This window comes from Pseudomonas sp. AC255, assembly GCF_979258175.1.
In genome coordinates this window covers 3,884,606-3,901,307 of record NZ_OZ409841.1, presented here as the reverse complement: position 1 = coordinate 3,901,307, position 16,702 = coordinate 3,884,606, and the positions used below count along the sequence as shown (strand labels likewise).

The 16,702-nt window shown below is 60.5% G+C and carries 12 protein-coding genes; 3 read left to right on the top strand and 9 right to left on the bottom strand.

Annotation, left to right across the window (positions count from 1 at the left end):
• Positions 1-151: 151 nt before the first annotated feature.
• The 5 genes from ACZZ0K_RS17725 to ACZZ0K_RS17705 form a co-directional block, all read right to left on the bottom strand.
• The gene (locus ACZZ0K_RS17725; protein WP_003222380.1) at positions 152-853 is read right to left on the bottom strand and encodes an ABC transporter ATP-binding protein; all 702 of its coding nucleotides are present in this window, start codon (positions 851-853) and stop codon (positions 152-154) included.
• Entirely contained in the window at positions 854-1,621 is a 768-nt protein-coding gene (gene livG, locus ACZZ0K_RS17720) for a high-affinity branched-chain amino acid ABC transporter ATP-binding protein LivG (protein WP_016771357.1), read from the bottom strand.
• Positions 1,618-2,874 carry a high-affinity branched-chain amino acid ABC transporter permease LivM gene (locus tag ACZZ0K_RS17715; protein WP_016771356.1) on the bottom strand — a complete coding sequence of 419 codons (1,257 nt, stop codon included), beginning with the start codon at positions 2,872-2,874 and terminating at the stop codon, positions 1,618-1,620. The genes livG and ACZZ0K_RS17715 overlap by 4 nt, the downstream gene beginning before the upstream one ends.
• Complete coding sequence (gene livH, locus ACZZ0K_RS17710; RefSeq protein WP_016771355.1) at positions 2,871-3,794, bottom strand: high-affinity branched-chain amino acid ABC transporter permease LivH; 924 nt, start codon at positions 3,792-3,794, stop codon at positions 2,871-2,873. Before livH ends, ACZZ0K_RS17715 begins: the two co-directional genes overlap by 4 nt.
• Positions 3,795-4,023: 229 nt before the next feature.
• Positions 4,024-5,151, bottom strand: coding sequence for a branched-chain amino acid ABC transporter substrate-binding protein (locus tag ACZZ0K_RS17705; protein ID WP_016771354.1), 1,128 nt, complete (start codon positions 5,149-5,151; stop codon positions 4,024-4,026).
• A 351-nt stretch (positions 5,152-5,502) separates the two neighbouring features.
• Here ACZZ0K_RS17705 and ACZZ0K_RS17700 point away from each other — a divergent pair, with 351 nt between their 5' ends.
• Positions 5,503-5,808, top strand: coding sequence for a DUF2288 domain-containing protein (locus tag ACZZ0K_RS17700; RefSeq protein ID WP_016771353.1), 306 nt, complete (start codon positions 5,503-5,505; stop codon positions 5,806-5,808).
• A gap of 284 nt (positions 5,809-6,092) precedes the next feature.
• Here the strand turns inward: ACZZ0K_RS17700 and ACZZ0K_RS17695 are convergent, their stop codons facing one another.
• Entirely contained in the window at positions 6,093-8,291 is a 2,199-nt protein-coding gene (locus ACZZ0K_RS17695; RefSeq protein ID WP_258707705.1) for a hypothetical protein, read from the bottom strand.
• 196 nt (positions 8,292-8,487) lie between these two features.
• On the opposite strand from ACZZ0K_RS17695, the gene ACZZ0K_RS17690 reads away from it, so the two are divergent.
• A complete protein-coding gene (locus ACZZ0K_RS17690; protein ID WP_177434203.1) occupies positions 8,488-9,384 on the top strand; it encodes an NAD(P)-dependent oxidoreductase in 897 nt (298 codons plus the stop codon).
• Here the strand turns inward: ACZZ0K_RS17690 and ACZZ0K_RS17685 are convergent.
• On the bottom strand, positions 9,275-11,557 hold the full coding sequence (locus ACZZ0K_RS17685; RefSeq protein WP_150636432.1) for a putative bifunctional diguanylate cyclase/phosphodiesterase: 2,283 nt from the start codon (positions 11,555-11,557) through the stop codon (positions 9,275-9,277). The genes ACZZ0K_RS17690 and ACZZ0K_RS17685 overlap by 110 nt on opposite strands.
• Before the next feature lie 150 nt (positions 11,558-11,707).
• Positions 11,708-12,076 carry a YkgJ family cysteine cluster protein gene (locus ACZZ0K_RS17680; protein WP_024011928.1) on the bottom strand — a complete coding sequence of 123 codons (369 nt, stop codon included), beginning with the start codon at positions 12,074-12,076 and terminating at the stop codon, positions 11,708-11,710.
• A 300-nt stretch (positions 12,077-12,376) separates the two neighbouring features.
• Between ACZZ0K_RS17680 and ACZZ0K_RS17675 the strand changes: the two genes are divergently transcribed.
• On the top strand, positions 12,377-13,726 hold the full coding sequence (locus ACZZ0K_RS17675; protein ID WP_258707706.1) for a spinster family MFS transporter: 1,350 nt from the start codon (positions 12,377-12,379) through the stop codon (positions 13,724-13,726).
• A gap of 110 nt (positions 13,727-13,836) precedes the next feature.
• Here the strand turns inward: ACZZ0K_RS17675 and rapA are convergent, their stop codons facing one another.
• Positions 13,837-16,683, bottom strand: coding sequence for an RNA polymerase-associated protein RapA (rapA, locus tag ACZZ0K_RS17670; RefSeq protein ID WP_041478023.1), 2,847 nt, complete (start codon positions 16,681-16,683; stop codon positions 13,837-13,839).
• Positions 16,684-16,702 lie beyond the last annotated feature (19 nt).

The window sequence follows — 16,702 nt, the reverse complement described above, 5'->3', positions numbered from 1 at the left end:
GAGCCTGCTCGCGAAGGCGGTGTGACATTCAACATTATTGGTGCGTGATACATCGCTTTCGCGAGCAGGCTCGCTCCCACAGAGGATCGGTGTTTTTCGTTTGGGCATAAAAAAACGGCCCGAAGGCCGTTTTTTTGTGCAGCGATAACACTCAACCGCCGAGGTACGCCTCGCGCACTTTCGGGTCGGTCAGCAGCGCTTCACCGGTGCCTTGCATGACCACGCGGCCGTTCTCCAGCACGTAGGCGCGGTCGGCGATTTTCAGCGCCTGGTTGGCGTTCTGCTCGACCAGGAACACCGTCACACCGTCCTTGCGCAGCTGTTCGATGATGTCGAAGATCTGCTGGATGATGATCGGCGCCAGACCCAGCGACGGCTCGTCGAGCAGCAGCAGCTTGGGCTTGCTCATCAGCGCACGGCCGATGGCGAGCATTTGCTGTTCGCCGCCGGACATGGTGCCCCCGCGCTGGTTGAAACGCTCTTTCAGGCGTGGGAAAAGTCCGAGGACCTTGTCCATCTGTTCCTGATAGTCGCCCTTGTCGGTGAAAAATCCGCCCATCGACAGGTTTTCTTCCACGGTCAGACGGGCGAACACCCGACGACCTTCCGGGACCACGGCGATGCTCTTGCGCATGATCTGCGACGAGTCCTGGCCGACCAATTCCTCACCCATGTAGCGGATGCTGCCGCTGTGCGCCTGCGGCGAACCGCAGAGTGTCATCAGCAGCGTGGATTTGCCGGCACCGTTGGCGCCGATCAGCGTCACGATCTCGCCCTGACGGACTTCGACGTTGACGCTGTGCAGGGCCTGGATCTTGCCGTAGAAGGTGGAAACGTTTTCGAACTGCAGCATTTACGCTTCCCCCAGGTAGGCTTTGATCACTTCAGGATTGTCGCGGATCTGTTCCGGCGTGCCGTCGGCCAGCGGCGTGCCCTGGTTGATCACGACGATGTGGTCGGAAATGCTCATGACCAGTTTCATGTCGTGTTCGATCAGCAGCACGGTGACGTTGTGCTCTTCGCGCAACACACCGATCAGCGCCTTGAGGTCTTCGGTTTCCTTCGGGTTCAGGCCGGCGGCCGGTTCGTCGAGCATGAGGATCCGTGGGCGGGTCATCATGCAGCGGGCGATTTCCAGACGCCGTTGCTGGCCGTAGGCGAGGGTGCCGGCGGTGCGGTTGGCGAACTCTTTGAGGTTGACCTTTTCCAGCCAGTATTCGGCAAATTCCATCGCCTCGCGCTCGCTTTTGCGGAACGCCGGGGTCTTGAACAGGCCGGACAGGAAGTTGGTGTTCAGATGACGGTGCTGGGCGATCAACAGGTTTTCGACCGCAGTCATGTCCTTGAACAAACGCACGTTCTGGAAGGTCCGCACCACGCCTTTGAGGGCGATCTTGTGGCCCGGCAGGCCTTGGATCGGCTCGCCGTCGAGCAGGATGCTGCCGCCGGTAGGCTGATAGAAGCCGGTCAGGCAGTTGAACACGGTGGTCTTGCCGGCGCCGTTCGGGCCGATCAGGGCAACCACCTGCTTTTCCTTGACGGTCAGCGCCACGCCGTTGACCGCCAGCAAACCGCCGAAGCGCATGCTCAGATTTTCGACTTTAAGGATCTCGCGGCTCATTTGCGCAACTCCATGTGTGGGCGTTGCATCGGCAGCAGACCTTGTGGACGCCAGATCATCATCAGCACCATCAGCGCACCGAACATCAACATGCGGTACTCGCTGAACTCACGCATCATTTCCGGCAACAGGATCATCACGATCGCCGCCAGAATCACGCCCAGTTGCGAGCCCATGCCACCCAACACGACGATGGCGAGGATGATCGCCGATTCGATGAAGGTGAACGACTCCGGCGTTACCAGCCCCTGACGTGCAGCGAAGAAGCTGCCGGCGAAACCGGCGAACGCAGCGCCCAGGGTGAAGGCGGAGAGCTTGATCACGGTCGGGTTCAGGCCCAACGCGCGGCAGGCGATTTCGTCTTCACGCAGTGCTTCCCACGCACGGCCGATCGGCATGCGCAGCAGACGGTTGATCACGAACAGCGCGGCCAGTGCGAGCAACAGCGCAACCAGGTAAAGGAAGATCACCTTGTTGATCGAGTTGTATTGCAGGCCGAAATACTCGTGGAACGTCTGCAGGCCTTCGGCGGCTTTGCGCTCGAAGGTCAGGCCGAAGAACGTCGGTTTTTCGATGTTGCTGATGCCGTTCGGGCCACCGGTGATGTCGGTCAAGTTACGCAGGAACAGACGGATGATTTCGCCGAAACCCAAGGTCACGATCGCCAGATAGTCGCCGCGCAGACGCAACACCGGGAAGCCCAGCAGGAAGCCGAACGTCGCCGCCATCAGGCCGGCAATCGGCAGGCAGATCCAGAAGCTCAAGCCGTAGTAATGCGACAGCAGCGCGTAGCTGTAGGCGCCGACGGCGTAGAAACCGACGTAACCGAGGTCAAGCAGACCGGCCAGACCGACGACGATGTTCAGGCCCAGGCCGAGCATCACGTAGATCAGGATCAGCGTTGCGATATCCACCGCGCCACGGGAGCCGAAGAACGGCCAGACCAGGGCGATCAGAATCAGCGCAATGATGAAATAGCGCTGGGTGGTTGGCAGGGTCAGGAAGTTGCTGGCCTTGGCCGGGATCAGCGGCATGCCCGGCGAGGAGCGCCAGGCCTTGCTGATCTGCTGGTTGAACAGCACGCGCAGGAACATCAGCACCGAGCAGATCGCGATGGTCGCGAGTACCGCAGGGCTGGTGTTGTGCACTTCCAGATTGATGCCGACGATGGTCAGTTTCAGACCCAGTACCGGGTAGGCCACCGCCCACACCAGCAAGGCACTGAACAGTGCCTGTTTAAGATTCCTAGTCATACTTTCTCAACCTCCGGACGGCCCAGAATGCCGGTCGGACGGAACAACAGCACCAGAACCAGCAGGCCGAACGCAACGACGTCCTTGTACTGGTCGCCGAAGATATCGGCACCGAACGCTTCCGCTACACCGAGCACCAAGCCGCCGAGCATTGCCCCGGGGATGCTGCCGATGCCGCCCAGTACCGCAGCGGTGAAGGCCTTGAGGCCGACGAGGAAACCGGCGTTGGGGTTGATCACGCCGTATTGCATGCTCAGCAGCACCGCGGCAACGGCGGCCAGCGCAGCACCGATGACGAAGGTCAGGGCGATGATGTTGTTGGTGTTGATGCCGAGCAGGTTGGCCATCTTGATGTCCTCGGCACAGGCGCGGCAGGCGCGGCCCAGACGGGAACGGGAGATGAACAGGGTCAGGCCGAGCATGGCGATCAGGGTCACCACGAACACCACGATCTGCATGTAGGAAATCAGCACTTCTTGTGCGCCACCCGGACCGAAGGCGAAGTTGCCCGGGATCAGGTTGGGGATAGCTTTGTCCTTGGAGTCTTGCGCCAGCAGAACGGTGTTCTGCAGGAAGATCGACATACCGATGGCAGAAATCAGCGGGATCAGACGGTTGCTGCCGCGCAGGGGGCGGTAGGCGATCCGTTCGATGCTGTAACCGTAGGAACTGGTGACGACGATGCTGGCGATGAACGCCGCGGTCATCAACAGCGGGACACTGTCGAGTCCCATCATGGTCAGCCCGGCGATGGCGATGAAGGCCACGTAGGAACCGATCATGTACACCTCGCCGTGGGCGAAGTTGATCATTCCAATGATGCCGTAGACCATCGTGTAGCCGATGGCGATCAGGGCATACATGCTGCCAACGTTGAGGCCGTTAACCAGCTGTTGGAAGAAGTGATAGAGGTCAGGCATTACAGCGCTCCTAAAAACCTGTACGCATTTCACTGGTGGAGTCATTTTCCCGCCCGGCCCCGTGGATCTCTATCCACTTCGAATCCGGGTTTTGCCAGCGAACCGCTGATGACGGTTTTGAGATTTTCAGGTGGGCAGACTGGCGGATCACGCCAGCGCGGCCCATACATTCGCAAAACAAAGCCCACGGCACGCCGTGGGCTTTATTGGCAGTCAGTCGGGCAAGGCCTTACTGAGGCGAAACTTCGGTTTTAGGTTTGCCGTTGTGCCACTCGTACACGACAAATTTGAAGTCCTTCAGGTCGCCCTTGTCGTCGAAGCTCAGGTCGCCGGTCGGGGTCTTGAACGAACCGGCGTGGATGGCTTCAGCCACTTTGGTCGCGTCTTCGGACTTGGCCGCCTTGATGCCTTCGGCAATCACGGTCACTGCCGAGTAGGACGGGAACACGAACGGACCGCTCGGATCTTCCTTCTTGGCCTTGAACGCGTCAGCCAGGGCAACGTTGGCCGGATCCTGGTCGAAGGATTTCGGCAGGGTCACCAGCAGGCCTTCGGACGCGTCCTTGGCGATCTGGGTGATCGAGTCGTTACCCACGCCTTCCGGACCCATGAAGCGGGCTTTCAGGCCTTTTTCCTGAGCCTGACGCAGGATCAGACCCAGCTCCGGGTGGTAGCCGCCGTAGTAGACGAAGTCGACGCCGGCTTGCTTGAGCTTGGCGATGATGGCGGAGAAGTCTTTGTCGCCGGCGTTGACGCCTTCGAAGACGGCAACCTTGGTGCCTTTCTTCTCGAGGGTCGATTTCACCGCGGTGGCAATGCCTTCACCGTACTGCTGTTTGTCGTGCAGCACGCCAACCACTTTCGGTTTCACGTGATCGGCGATGTAGTTGCCGGCGGCAGGGCCTTGGGCGCTGTCGAGACCGATGGTGCGGAAGATCATTTTGTAGCCACGGGCGGTGATGTCCGGGCTGGTGGCAGCCGGGGTGATCATGATCACGCCTTCGTCTTCGTAGATGTCCGAAGCGGGCTGAGTGGAGCTGGAGCACAGGTGACCGACCACGAACTTGACGCCGTCGTTGACGACCTTGTTCGCTACCGCTACCGCTTGTTTCGGATCGCAGGCATCGTCGTATTCAACGGCTTCGAGTTTCTTGCCGTCGACGCCGCCCTTGGCGTTGATCTGCTCGATGGCCATCTTCGCGCCACTGAACTGCATGTCGCCGTACTGGGCTACTGGACCGGTTTTAGGACCGGCGATACCGATTTTGATGGTGTCAGCTGCGAACGAATGGCTGGCAACCCCGGCCAGAACCATAGCGGCAAACAGTTTGGAAATCTGCTTAGTAGCCTTAGTCATAGTGCTCCACTCTTACTGTTGTATTTTTTAGAGTTCTGGCGCCGTAGCAGCAGAACCGGGTCAGATATCTTTGCGATACCCTCCGGAAAATGCCCCGGCAACTGTACCGGTACAGTGTAGAGCGCCGCTTGATCAACTGGGAAGCGGGCGCCACGGGGCAAAACTTGGGGGTGTCGCATTTTTGAATGAAAGAGACAGAATTGCGGCGGAGCAATCGGGGGCATATATCCCAAAAGGCAGCATTCCCTGGCGTTCCTGCTCTTTTCGTTCGGTGCAGCGATTTGCAACCGGGTTTTTCTGCCGGACCACCGACGTTATCATTCGCGTCGATTTCTTTTCCGGACAGCTCCCATGAATCAAGAACCTAGCACCCTCTATGCCAAGCTGCTTGGTGAAACGGCATCTATTACCTGGAAAGAGCTGGAGCCGTTCTTCGCCAAGGGTGCCCTATTGTGGGTCGACCCTGACCTGGATTTGATCGCCGCCGCCGAGGCCGTGGCCTCGGATGAAGGCGAGAAAGTCGCGGCCTGGCTGGCCGACGACAAGGTCGCCAAGCTGTCTGAAACGCGGGCGCTGGATATTTTCGAACGTGATCCGCAGCTGTGGGCCGTGGTGGTTTCGCCGTGGATTCTGATCCAGGAAAGGGCGGCCGTTTAATTGCCTGCACCCTTTTGGTGCCTCGATTGCCGCACCGCAAGTGTGTAGCGGAGTAGCGTGATGGCACCTTGCCGTGGAGAAATGCCACGCCTCACGGTGACGTAAACGTAACGGGAACAGTTTATTGAGCGGCCTGAGGGTTGCTTAATTGTTTCTGGATGTTCGCAAAGCGGGAATTTGTCGGTGAAGTCGAGGGCGCCTTCGCGAGCAGGCTCGCTCCCACACTGGAATGCATTTCCCTGTGGGAGCGAGCCTGCTCGCGAATGGGGCAACTCGGTGCTGGATCAGACCGAGAACGTCTTGCCGGTATGGTTATTCAGCGAAATCACCTTGGTCTTGCCAATCCGGTGGCGGTAGATCTCGCGCAGGTACTTGATCGACTTCTTCACGCAATCGCGTGACAGGCGAATGTCATTGATCGAGACGAACTTGTCCTTGTCGTTGATCAACTCACGGTATTTCTTTTCGTACATCGGTTTGATCGCGTACCAGTTGGTATCGAGGATCTTCGCCGGGTTTTCGAATTCGTTGAGCAGGTCGTCGATCCGCTCCTCGTCGAAGTCTTCCTGAATGATGAAGTCGAGAATCGAGTTATCCAGCGTCTCGTCGAAACGGTACGGATTCTTCGCAAAGCAGCGCTTGATGAATGCCACGATCAGTGTGAGGAAGTCGTCCGACAGGCACGGGCTCTTGGCGATCAGGGTGGTCAGCGACAGGTTGGCCGAAGCGCCGATCACCAGCGCATAGCGCTTGAGCGTGGTGTTGGGGAACAGGCTGTTGAGGTGGGTCTTCAACCGGTTCAGATCCATGTACGACAGTTTGTAGTCTTTCGGCAGCGAGACGATCGAGACCACCGACGAGCAATTCTTGAAGAAGTGCAAATCGTGCAGCGCGGCGGCGTCGTAGCCGGAATTCTTGTACTGCTCAAGCGAAGCGCGATAACGCTTGGATTCGATCGGCAGCAGGCTGATGCCTTCGATGGCCTGAGTGACCTTGTTGAAGTGCGGCAGGTCGATCGAACGGAAGAACAGGTCGTCGATGTTCAGGCGCTGTGGCTCTTTATCGAAGACCTTGAACTTGTCGCTGCTCGGCGGCGGGGTTTCCGGCACTACCGATTCGGCGTAGGCAATCGCCACAGGCCCGGCCAGACTCATGAACAGGTCGTTGGCATCCAGGCGGATGGTTTCGCCGATGTCGATGCCGGCGCGGCGGAAGTAGTTCTGGTCGTAGTCGGTGGTGACTGCCTGCGCCGTCAGAATGTTGAAGATCTGTTGCGAGATGTACTGGTTGGCGTGCTTCTCCATGGCATTGACATCAATGTTCTGGATATTGCCGTCATCGCTTTCTTCGGCGTAACGCATGATGTCGTTGGAGATCAGCATCATCGCGTTCCACGGGCGGATACGCCCCATCACGCTGGCTTCGCTGCTGTCTTCGTTGGCGAAGTTGTAGGAGAAATCCCATTCCTCCGACAGGTACTTGCAGAGCAGGCGCCCGGCGTTGATATGCAGCGCCTCGGACATTTCGCTGCGGTGGTCGGAAATGTTCGGCAGCACGCAGATGCCGCTGGTGAAGATCGGCTCGAAGACAAACGAATGACCGCTCTTGCCGTCATGCTCGTCCATCGGCTTGGTGTCGAAGGTCTTGTTCATGTACGAGTGCTGCTGCGCCAGACCGAACTCCGAGGCCATGCCCGAACCGGTACCGCCGCCGGCACTGAAGATCGAGAAATACAGGCGCGACTGGTTGGCCTTGATTCCGCAGCTGTCGATCAGGTACGAGTGGATCATTTTCCAGTCGGGGCTGGAGAAGCGCTGGGTGTCCTTGTTGAGGATGATCTTCGCCAGATACTGGCCGAGGATCGGCGCGTTACCGGCGCCACCGGCGTGGACTTCGGACAAGTCCATGATCTTCATTTTGCTGTAGTCGCGCAGGAAGCCGCTTTTCTCGCCCTTGCGCGAGAAACGGATGCGCCCGGCGATGTCCTTGTCGAGGTCGCCAAGCATCACCAGCGGTTCGACCAGAAACACCGGTTTGGTCGATTTGCTGGTGCCGATGCGCAGATTGTTCTTGATCCACTGCGCTGGGCTGTAGCCCTTGTCGGCCAGGCGTCGGTCGCTCGGGCGGTCTTCGTTGTTGAATTCGTTGAGGTAGAACTTGCGCGCGTTGTACACCAGCTCCGCCACGTCGAGGGCGATGTTGGAGCCGCAGCGACCGAGGCCGATCAGGCACACCGAGGGAAATTCCTGGTCGTTGTGCTGCTCGTTGTCGCCTTCCTGATGCGCCGGGCGCGGGAATACCGAATCGCGCAGGCCGTCGAGGTTATCGAGGATGCGGTCAGTGTTGGTTTCGGTGAAGTACAGGTATTGCTGGGTCGACAGCGGACGCGAAGGCTGCGTCGGTCTGGATAATGACGCGCTGTTCGCGGCGGGGCTCAGGGTCAGATCGGCTGTTGCACTGGCGGGGTTGTTTTTAGAGGTCATGGTGCGCCATTTACCTGGACTGGGTTGGCCCGCCGAACAGTGCCGGCGAACCTCACGGAATAAGATCTCGCGTCTTGTGTGCGCGAATACGGCCCGGGCGTCGTAGTGCTGGCTGGTCTGATCGCCGGGCGGAATCCTTTCCTGATCGTTGATGAATCGGCCATGATTCGGTGATCTTTAATCGAAAAGAGGCGAAATGATGTCAACGCTACCTTCGTTGGGGTTTGCCGGAATCGGCCTGATGGGCCTGCCCATGTGCCGGCGTCTGCTGGCGGCGGGTTACCCGTTGACGGTGTGGAACCGCAACCCGGACAAGTGCGCACCGCTGGTTGCGACCGGCGCCCGCCAGGTATCGAGCCCCGCCGAACTGTGCGCACACGCCGACATCGTTATGCTGTGCCTGGCCGATACCGCCGTGGTGCGTGAAGTGGTGTTTGGCACTGGCGGTGTTGCCGAAGGTGCGAAAAACGGCCAGCTATTGGTGGATTTCTCCAGTCTTGAACCGACCGCGACTCGCGAGATGGCCGCAGCGCTGGCCGAGAAAACCGCCATGGGCTGGCTCGATTCACCAGTGTCCGGCGGCGTGGTGGGCGCCGAGGCCGGCAGTCTGGCAATCATGGTCGGTGGTGCAGCGGCAGATCTTGAGCGCGTGCGCCCGGTGCTGCTCAACCTCGGTCAGCGCGTCACGCACATGGGCGGCGTTGGCGCCGGCCAGGTGACCAAGGCCTGCAACCAGATGATCGTCGCGTGCAATGCGCTGGTGATTGCCGAAGTGGTGGCGTTGGCCGAGCAGGCCGGGGTCGATGCCAGTCTGATCGCCGAGGCGCTGGCCGGTGGCTTTGCTGATTCGAAGCCGTTGCAGATCCTTGCCCCGCAAATGGCCGAAAGCCGTTTCGAACCGGTCAAGTGGCACGTGCGCACGCTGCTCAAGGATCTCGACACAGCAGTGAAATTTTCCCGCGAGCAGGGCTCGGCGACGCCAATCAGCGGATTGGCCGCACAGTTGATGCGCCTGCATGGGGCGCAAGGCTTTTTAGCGAAGGATCCAGCGACGCTGGTGCAAATGTATCGCGCGCCAGACTCAACGGATTGACCCCGAGCACGGGTTTGCGCTGGTTGATTTCATCGAGCACCGCGCGTAATTCGTCCAGCGGCACAGGGCGGCTGAGCAGATAACCCTGAATGAAGTCGCAGCCCGAACGCTCGAGAAACTCGTATTGCTCCAGGCTCTCGACGCCCTCGGTGACCACCTGCAGATGCAGGGTGTGGGCCATGACGATGATCGCCTGCACGATCTCCATGTCCGCCGTAGCGGTGGGAATGTCGAGGATGAACGAGCGGTCGATTTTCAGGGTGTTCAGCGGCAGGCGCTTGAGGTAGGCCAGCGACGAATAGCCGGTGCCGAAATCATCGATCGACAGCGACACACCGAGGGCGCGGATTTGCCGCAGCAGCACCAGAGTGTCGGCGATATTGCCCATCAAGGCGTTTTCGGTGACCTCCAGTTCCAGGCGTTCCGGGGCAACGCCCGCCGTGTGCAAGGCGTGCTCGATCTCCTCGGCCAGCTCTTCGCGCGCCAGATTCAGCGGCGAGCAGTTCCAGGCGATTTTCAATTCGGCACAACCATGCCGCGACAGCTCGCCAAGATCCTTGCAGGCGCGGCGCAGCACCCAATTGTCCAGTTCGGCGATCAAACCGTTGTTCTCGGCGATACCTATGAAGCGATCCGGTGTGAGCAAACCGTGAACCGGATGCTGCCAGCGAATCAGCGCCTCGAGCTTGGTCACGCGTCCGGTTTTCACTTCGAAGATCGGCTGGTAGTAGAGCATCAGCGCGTTGTCTTGCCGTAGCGCACTGCGCAGTTCTTCTTCCAGTTGCAGCTCGAAACTGGCGCGGGTCTTCAGGCTGGAATTGAAGAAGTGCAGACCGTTGCGCCCGGCGCCTTTGGATTGGTACAAGGCCAGGTCGGCGTGTTTGAGCAGCTCTTCGCAAGTGGTGCCGTCTTCTGGGAACAGGCTGATGCCGATGCTGGTGGTCATCACCATGCGCCGGCCGGCCAGTTCGATCGGCTCTTTCATCTTGTGCATGATGCGCTGCGCCATACCGCGCGCCTCTTCGCGGTCACGCAGGCTGATGAGGATGCAGAACTCGTCGCCGCCAAAACGCGCGACCACGTCTTCATGGCTGCGCACTGAGCTCTTGATGTGTTGGGCGATGACTTTGAGCAGCGCGTCACCGGCATCATGGCCGAGGCTATCGTTGATGCGCTTGAAGTGGTCGATGTCGAGAAACATCACCGCGAGCATGCCGCCCTCGCTGGTTTTCTGGCTGAGTTTTTCGGCGAACATCTGGTTGAAACCACGGCGGTTGATCAGATTGGTCAGTGCGTCGTAATTGGCCGCTTGCTGCAGGGACATGCGCGCCTGATCGAGTTGGCTGAGCAAGGCGTTGACCCGGCGCAGGTCGTTTTCCTTGTTCTGCAGCTTCTTGTCGGCGAGGGCGGCGCTGATCGCACTGCCGAGGATCAACAGGATGATCAGCGCCACGGTCAGGCCAAGTTGCAAATGCCCGGTTTCACTGCCGCTCGCTGCCAGGGCACCTTCGGGAAGCACCAGATCCAGCGCAGCCATGCCGGTGAAGTGCATGCTGATGATGCCGGCGCCGAGAATCAGCGCCGCGCTGTACTTGAGCAATTGATGCGCGACCCCGCTGCCTTCGCTGAGATAGCGCGCCACCCACAGCGCGGTGAAGCTGGCGCCGATGGCAATCAGCACCGACAGCGCGAACAGCCCTGGCTGATAGTAGGCGGTGGCGCTCGACTTCATCGCGGCCATGCCGACGTAATGCATGCCAGCGATGCCCAAACCGATGACACACGCGGTCTTCAGGCAATGCAGCGCGCTCGGCTGCACCTCACTGAGAGTGTGCATGGCCAGCCACGAGGCGAGCAGAGCGATCAGTAACGACAAGAGGGTGATGCCGAGGTCGTACTGAATATCGATGGGGGTCTGGAAGGCCAGCATGCCGATGAAGTGCATGGCCCAGATGCCGCCGGCCAGGCAGGTCGCGCCGATCCAGCGCCAGATTCGCCGCGACCCCGGATCTTCGGCATGCACCAGGCGCTCTGCCATGTCCAGGGTGGCGAAACTCGCCGCGCAGGCGACCAGGTAGGCCACCATCACCAACAAAGGGTTGTGGCTGCAATCGAGGAGAATCTGCCCGCTCGCCGGCAGCTCGGCAACAAACTGCAAACCAAGCCACTCCATAGCATGCCCCGTCTCGGATTCATCTGGCCCGTGCGTCAATCAACGCAGGCGAATGGATGGAGTATAGAGGCGGTTTTCACGCTGCAAGGCGTAGTGGCACATTGGTCGTAATGATTTTGCCATTAGCCTCATAGCGATTTGCGCTAAGGCTCAGGCAATGCGCTCCAGCGGCAGATCATTCCAGTGTGGCGGCAAGGGCGGCAGGCCGTGGGCGGCGCGGGCCTTGTCGCAGTCCGGGTTGTGCTCGCCGTTCTCCCACGACGCCTCGAACTCACGACACGTACTCGAGCGCTTGTCATAGATCGTGCAGGCCACGGCACTGCCGACCTCACCCGCCAGGGACATGCAACGCGCCGGTTTGCGATCGGTGCCGATCATTGCCACCCGGCTCGGGGTGATCTGCGCGACAAGTTCATCGGGCACCGTCCCGCCAGAGGATGAGCACTCACCCCAGAAAAAAGACACGCGAAAATGGGAACAGCAGGCACCGCAATTCAGACACGGACTGGCTTCGGACATGGGCGGGGGTATCAAAGGGATTGATCGGAAGATCCGGACGGATCCGGTGGCCATTCTAGGCTTTGCCATGGCGTTGGGAAGGGGGTGCGAAACTATTTTTTTGTCGCCGGATTTTGCCGCGAAAGCCCCGTATGGCGGGGGATTCCAGACTTATCAAGGGCTTACGTTTCGTTACAGTGCGATGGGTCGATATCAGGCTGACGAATGATGACAGACAGCCCCCGCGCGGCTGACTAGATTGCAGGTTCCGGGCTCGACGCGCTGGCAGTGAAGCCCTCATAACAATAAAGAGACGGACCCATGCAGAACTCGACCCAAGCGGCGAATGCCTGGCGCATTCTGTTCCTGCTGTTCCTCGCCAACCTGTTCAATTTCTTCGACCGCACCATCCCGGCGATCATCATCGAACCGATCCGCATGGAATGGCACCTCAGCGACTTTCAGCTGGGCATCATCGGCACCGCGTTCACCATCGTTTACGCGATTGCCGGCCTGCCACTCGGACGCATGGCCGACACCGGTTCACGCAGCAAACTGATGGGCTGGGGCCTGGCCACCTGGAGTGCGCTGACTGCGGTCAACGGTATGGTCGGCAGTTTCTGGAGCTTTTTGATCGTGCGCATGGGCATCGGCATCGGCGAAGCCAGTTATGCACCAGCGGCCAACTCGCTGATCGGCGATCTGTTTCCGGCGCACCGTCGGGCGCGGGCGATGGGTATTTTCATGCTGGGCCTGCCGCTGGGGCTGCTGCTGGCGTTCTTCACCATCGGCGCGATGGTCAAGGCCTTCGACAGCTGGCGCGCGCCGTTCTTCATCGCCGCCGTGCCGGGGCTGATCCTCGCGGTGTTCATGTTCTTCATCAAAGAGCCGAAACGCGGCGCGGCTGAAACCGTGCAGGTCTCGCAAGAGAAAGTCGACAAACCGATCCGCCGCGTTCTCGCTGTGCCGACCTTCCTGTGGCTGGTGATGGCCGGGCTGTGCTTCAACTTCGCGACCTATGCCTGCAACTCGTTTCTGGTGCCGATGCTGCAACGCTATTTCCTCATGCCGTTGCAGGAGGCGGCGGTGGCAACCGGGTTGATCGTTGGCGTGACGGGATTGGTCGGGCTGACCCTTGGCGGCTGGATTGCCGACAAGATTCACCAGCGCTTCGCCAGTGGGCGGCTGCTGTTTGCCGCGTTCAGTCTGATCATTTCAACGTTGTGCACAGCCTGGGCGCTGCATGCCGGGCGCATTGAGATCGGCGTGTTCGTCGCGGTGTTCAGCGTCGGCTGGCTGTTCGCTTACAACTTCTATACCTGCGTGTACACGGCGATTCAGGACGTCGTCGAACCGCGCCTGCGGGCGACGGCGATGGCGTTGTTCTTCGCCGGTCTGTATCTGCTCGGCGGCGGGTTGGGGCCGGTGGTCGTGGGTGGTCTGTCGGATCACTTCGCGCACACGGCGATGCTGGCGGCAGGGGCTGAGCAGATGACCGAAGCGTTCAAGGCTGTCGGCCTGCACGACGCTATGTACCTGATCCCGGTAGCGCTGTTCCTGACCATGGTCTTTCTGTTTCTGGCATCGCGGTGTTTTGTTCGCGATGCACAGCGGATGAAGGAGGGGTTGGTGGCGGTGGTTGAGCCTGAAATTTCTACGGCGACTGCCTGACCGTTTTCGCGAGCAGGCTCGCTCCCACATGATCGTTCCCACGCAGAGCGTGGGAACGATCGGCCCGCATCACTGCGGGCCTCTTGGTTTTCAGTGGTGAAGCGGGGCGGTTAGCCCGCCACCAGCACCCGAATCGCTTCCAGGCGCAACGCCGCTTTGTCGAGCATCGCCAGACCTTGCTCACGCTGAGTGCGCAACGCCTCCAGTTCGCTGTCGCGCACGGTCGGGTTGACCGCTTGCAAGGCGGTCAGGCGCGCCAGTTCTTCGTCGGTGTCGGCGGCCAGACGACGGCGCGCTTCGGCCACACGTTCGGCGTGACGCGGGGCGATCTTTTCTTCGCCGGCATTGATCCGTGGCGTCAACTGATCGCGTTGAGCCTGGATGAATTTGTTGGCGCTGGCGCGGGGCACGCTTTCCAGCTGATCGTTGAGGGTTTCGAACGACACCCGTGGCGACAAGTCGTTGCCATTGGCATCGAGCAGGCAACGCAGCGCCGCCGGTGGCAGGTAGCGACCCAGTTGCAGCGAGCGCGGTGCGACCACTTCGCTGACGTAGAGCAATTCCAGCAACACAGTGCCCGGCTTCAACGCCTTGTTCTTGATCAGCGCGACGGCGGTGTTGCCCATCGAACCGGACAGCACCAGATCCATGCCGCCCTGCACCATCGGGTGTTCCCAGGTGATGAACTGCATGTCTTCGCGCGACAGCGCCTGGTTGCGGTCGTAAGTGATGGTCACGCCTTCGTCGTCGCCCAGCGGGAAACTGGCGTCGAGCATCTTCTCGCTCGGCTTGAGGATCAGGGCGTTTTCCGAATGGTCTTCGCTGTCGATGCCGAACGCGTCGAACAGGGTTTCCATGTAGATCGGCAGGGCGAACTGATCGTCCTGCTCGAGAATCGCCTCGACCAGCGCTTCACCTTCGCCAGCGCCGCCGGAATTCAATTCCAGCAGACGGTCGCGACCGGTGTGCAGCTCGGCTTCGAGACGCTCACGCTCGGCGCGTGCTTCGTCGATCAGCGCTTGCCACTCGCCGTCATCGGCTTCTTCGAGCAGCGGCAGCAGGCGTGGGCCGAACTGATGCTGCAAGGCGTTGCCGGTCGGGCATGTGTTGAGGAAGGCGTTGAGCGCTTCGTGGTACCACTGGAACAGGCGCTCTTGCGGGCTGGTTTCCAGGTACGGCACGTGCAGTTCGATGATGTGTTTCTGGCCGATCCGGTCAAGACGACCGATACGCTGCTCGAGCAGGTCCGGGTGCGACGGCAGATCGAACAGCACCAGATGATGAGCGAACTGGAAGTTGCGACCTTCACTGCCGATTTCCGAGCAGATCAGCACTTGCGCGCCGAACTCTTCATCAGCGAAGTAGGCGGCGGCGCGGTCACGCTCAAGGATGTTCATGCCTTCGTGGAACACCGTGGCCGGGATGCCGGAACGCACGCGCAACGCGTCTTCCAGGTCCATCGCGGTTTCGGCGTGGGCGCAGATCACCAGCACCTTGGTGCGCTTGAGCATTTTCAGCTGATCGATCAGCCACTCCACGCGCGGGTCGAATTTCCACCAGCGCTCTTCTTCACTGGCTTCCGGCTGGGCCTGGAAGCTGACTTCCGGGTACAGCTCGGCGTGTTCGCCCAGCGGCAGTTCGAGGTATTCGTCCGGGCACGGCAGCGGGTACGGGTGCAGTTTGCGCTCCGGGAAACCCTGCACGGCCGCGCGGGTATTACGGAACAGCACGCGACCGGTGCCGTGGCGATCAAGCAGCTCACGCACGAGGCGGGCGCTGGCTTCAGTGTCGCCATCGTTGACGGCGGTGAGCAGGGCTTCACCTTCGTTGCCGAGGAAACCGTGAATGGTCTTGTGCGCTTCGGCGGAAAGACGGCCCTTGTCGAGCAGTTCCTGCACCGCTTCGGCGACCGGGCGATAGTTGTCGCTCTCGGCGCGGAACGCGGCCAGGTCGTGGAAACGATTCGGGTCGAGCAGGCGCAGACGGGCGAAGTGGCTGTCCTGACCGAGTTGTTCCGGGGTGGCGGTGAGCAGCAGCACGCCGGGAATCACTTCGGCCAGTTGCTCGACCAGCGAATATTCCGCGCTGGCCTTGTCTTCATGCCAGACCAGATGGTGCGCTTCGTCGACCACCATCAGGTCCCAACCGGCGGCGAACAAGGCGTCCTGCGCCTTCTCGTCGTCGACCAGCCACTCCAGCGCGACCAGCGCCAGTTGCGTGTCTTCGAACGGGTTGGTGGCATCGCTTTCGATAAAGCGTTCTTCGTCGAACAGCGCGACCTGCAGATTGAAACGGCGGCGCATCTCCACCAGCCACTGATGCTGGAGGTTTTCCGGGACCAGAATCAGCACGCGATTGGCGCGGCCCGAGAGCAGTTGGCGATGGATCACCAGACCGGCCTCGATGGTTTTACCCAGACCCACTTCGTCCGCCAGCAATACGCGCGGGGCGATACGGTCGGCGACTTCGCGGGCGATGTGCAGCTGGTGCGCGATCGGTTGCGCACGCACGCCGCCCAGACCCCACAGCGAGGACTGCAACTGGCGGCTGGTGTGTTCAAGGGTGTTGTAGCGCAGGGAGAACCACGGCAGCGGGTCGATCTGTCCGGCGAACAGGCGGTCGCTAGCCAGACGGAACTGAATGAAGTTCGACAGCTGGGTTTCCGGCAGGGTGACGACTTCGTTCTGCCCGTTGAGGCCGTGATAGACCATCAGCCCGTCGACGTCGTCGACCTGCTGCACGGTCATCTTCCAGCCTTCGAAATGGGTGATGGAGTCGCCCGGCGAGAACCGTACGCGGGTCAGGGGCGCATTCCGTAGCGCGTACTGGCGGGTTTCGCCAGTGGCCGGGTAAAGCACGGTCAGCAAGCGGCCGTCCTGTGCCAGAACGGTGCCTAAACCAAGCTCTGCTTCGCTGTCACTGATCCAGCGTTGCCCCGGTTGATACTGCTGCGCCATGCTGCCTGACTCCCACCTT

Coding starts and splice junctions, on each gene's coding strand:
- ACZZ0K_RS17725 (WP_003222380.1), bottom strand. CDS start 853: ATGCTGCAGTTCGAAAACGTTTCCACCTTCTACGGCAAGATCCAGGCC.
- livG (WP_016771357.1), bottom strand. CDS start 1,621: ATGAGCCGCGAGATCCTTAAAGTCGAAAATCTGAGCATGCGCTTCGGC.
- ACZZ0K_RS17715 (WP_016771356.1), bottom strand. CDS start 2,874: ATGACTAGGAATCTTAAACAGGCACTGTTCAGTGCCTTGCTGGTGTGG.
- livH (WP_016771355.1), bottom strand. CDS start 3,794: ATGCCTGACCTCTATCACTTCTTCCAACAGCTGGTTAACGGCCTCAAC.
- ACZZ0K_RS17705 (WP_016771354.1), bottom strand. CDS start 5,151: ATGACTAAGGCTACTAAGCAGATTTCCAAACTGTTTGCCGCTATGGTT.
- ACZZ0K_RS17700 (WP_016771353.1), top strand. CDS start 5,503: ATGAATCAAGAACCTAGCACCCTCTATGCCAAGCTGCTTGGTGAAACG.
- ACZZ0K_RS17695 (WP_258707705.1), bottom strand. CDS start 8,291: ATGACCTCTAAAAACAACCCCGCCAGTGCAACAGCCGATCTGACCCTG.
- ACZZ0K_RS17690 (WP_177434203.1), top strand. CDS start 8,488: ATGATGTCAACGCTACCTTCGTTGGGGTTTGCCGGAATCGGCCTGATG.
- ACZZ0K_RS17685 (WP_150636432.1), bottom strand. CDS start 11,557: ATGGAGTGGCTTGGTTTGCAGTTTGTTGCCGAGCTGCCGGCGAGCGGG.
- ACZZ0K_RS17680 (WP_024011928.1), bottom strand. CDS start 12,076: ATGTCCGAAGCCAGTCCGTGTCTGAATTGCGGTGCCTGCTGTTCCCAT.
- ACZZ0K_RS17675 (WP_258707706.1), top strand. CDS start 12,377: ATGCAGAACTCGACCCAAGCGGCGAATGCCTGGCGCATTCTGTTCCTG.
- rapA (WP_041478023.1), bottom strand. CDS start 16,683: ATGGCGCAGCAGTATCAACCGGGGCAACGCTGGATCAGTGACAGCGAA.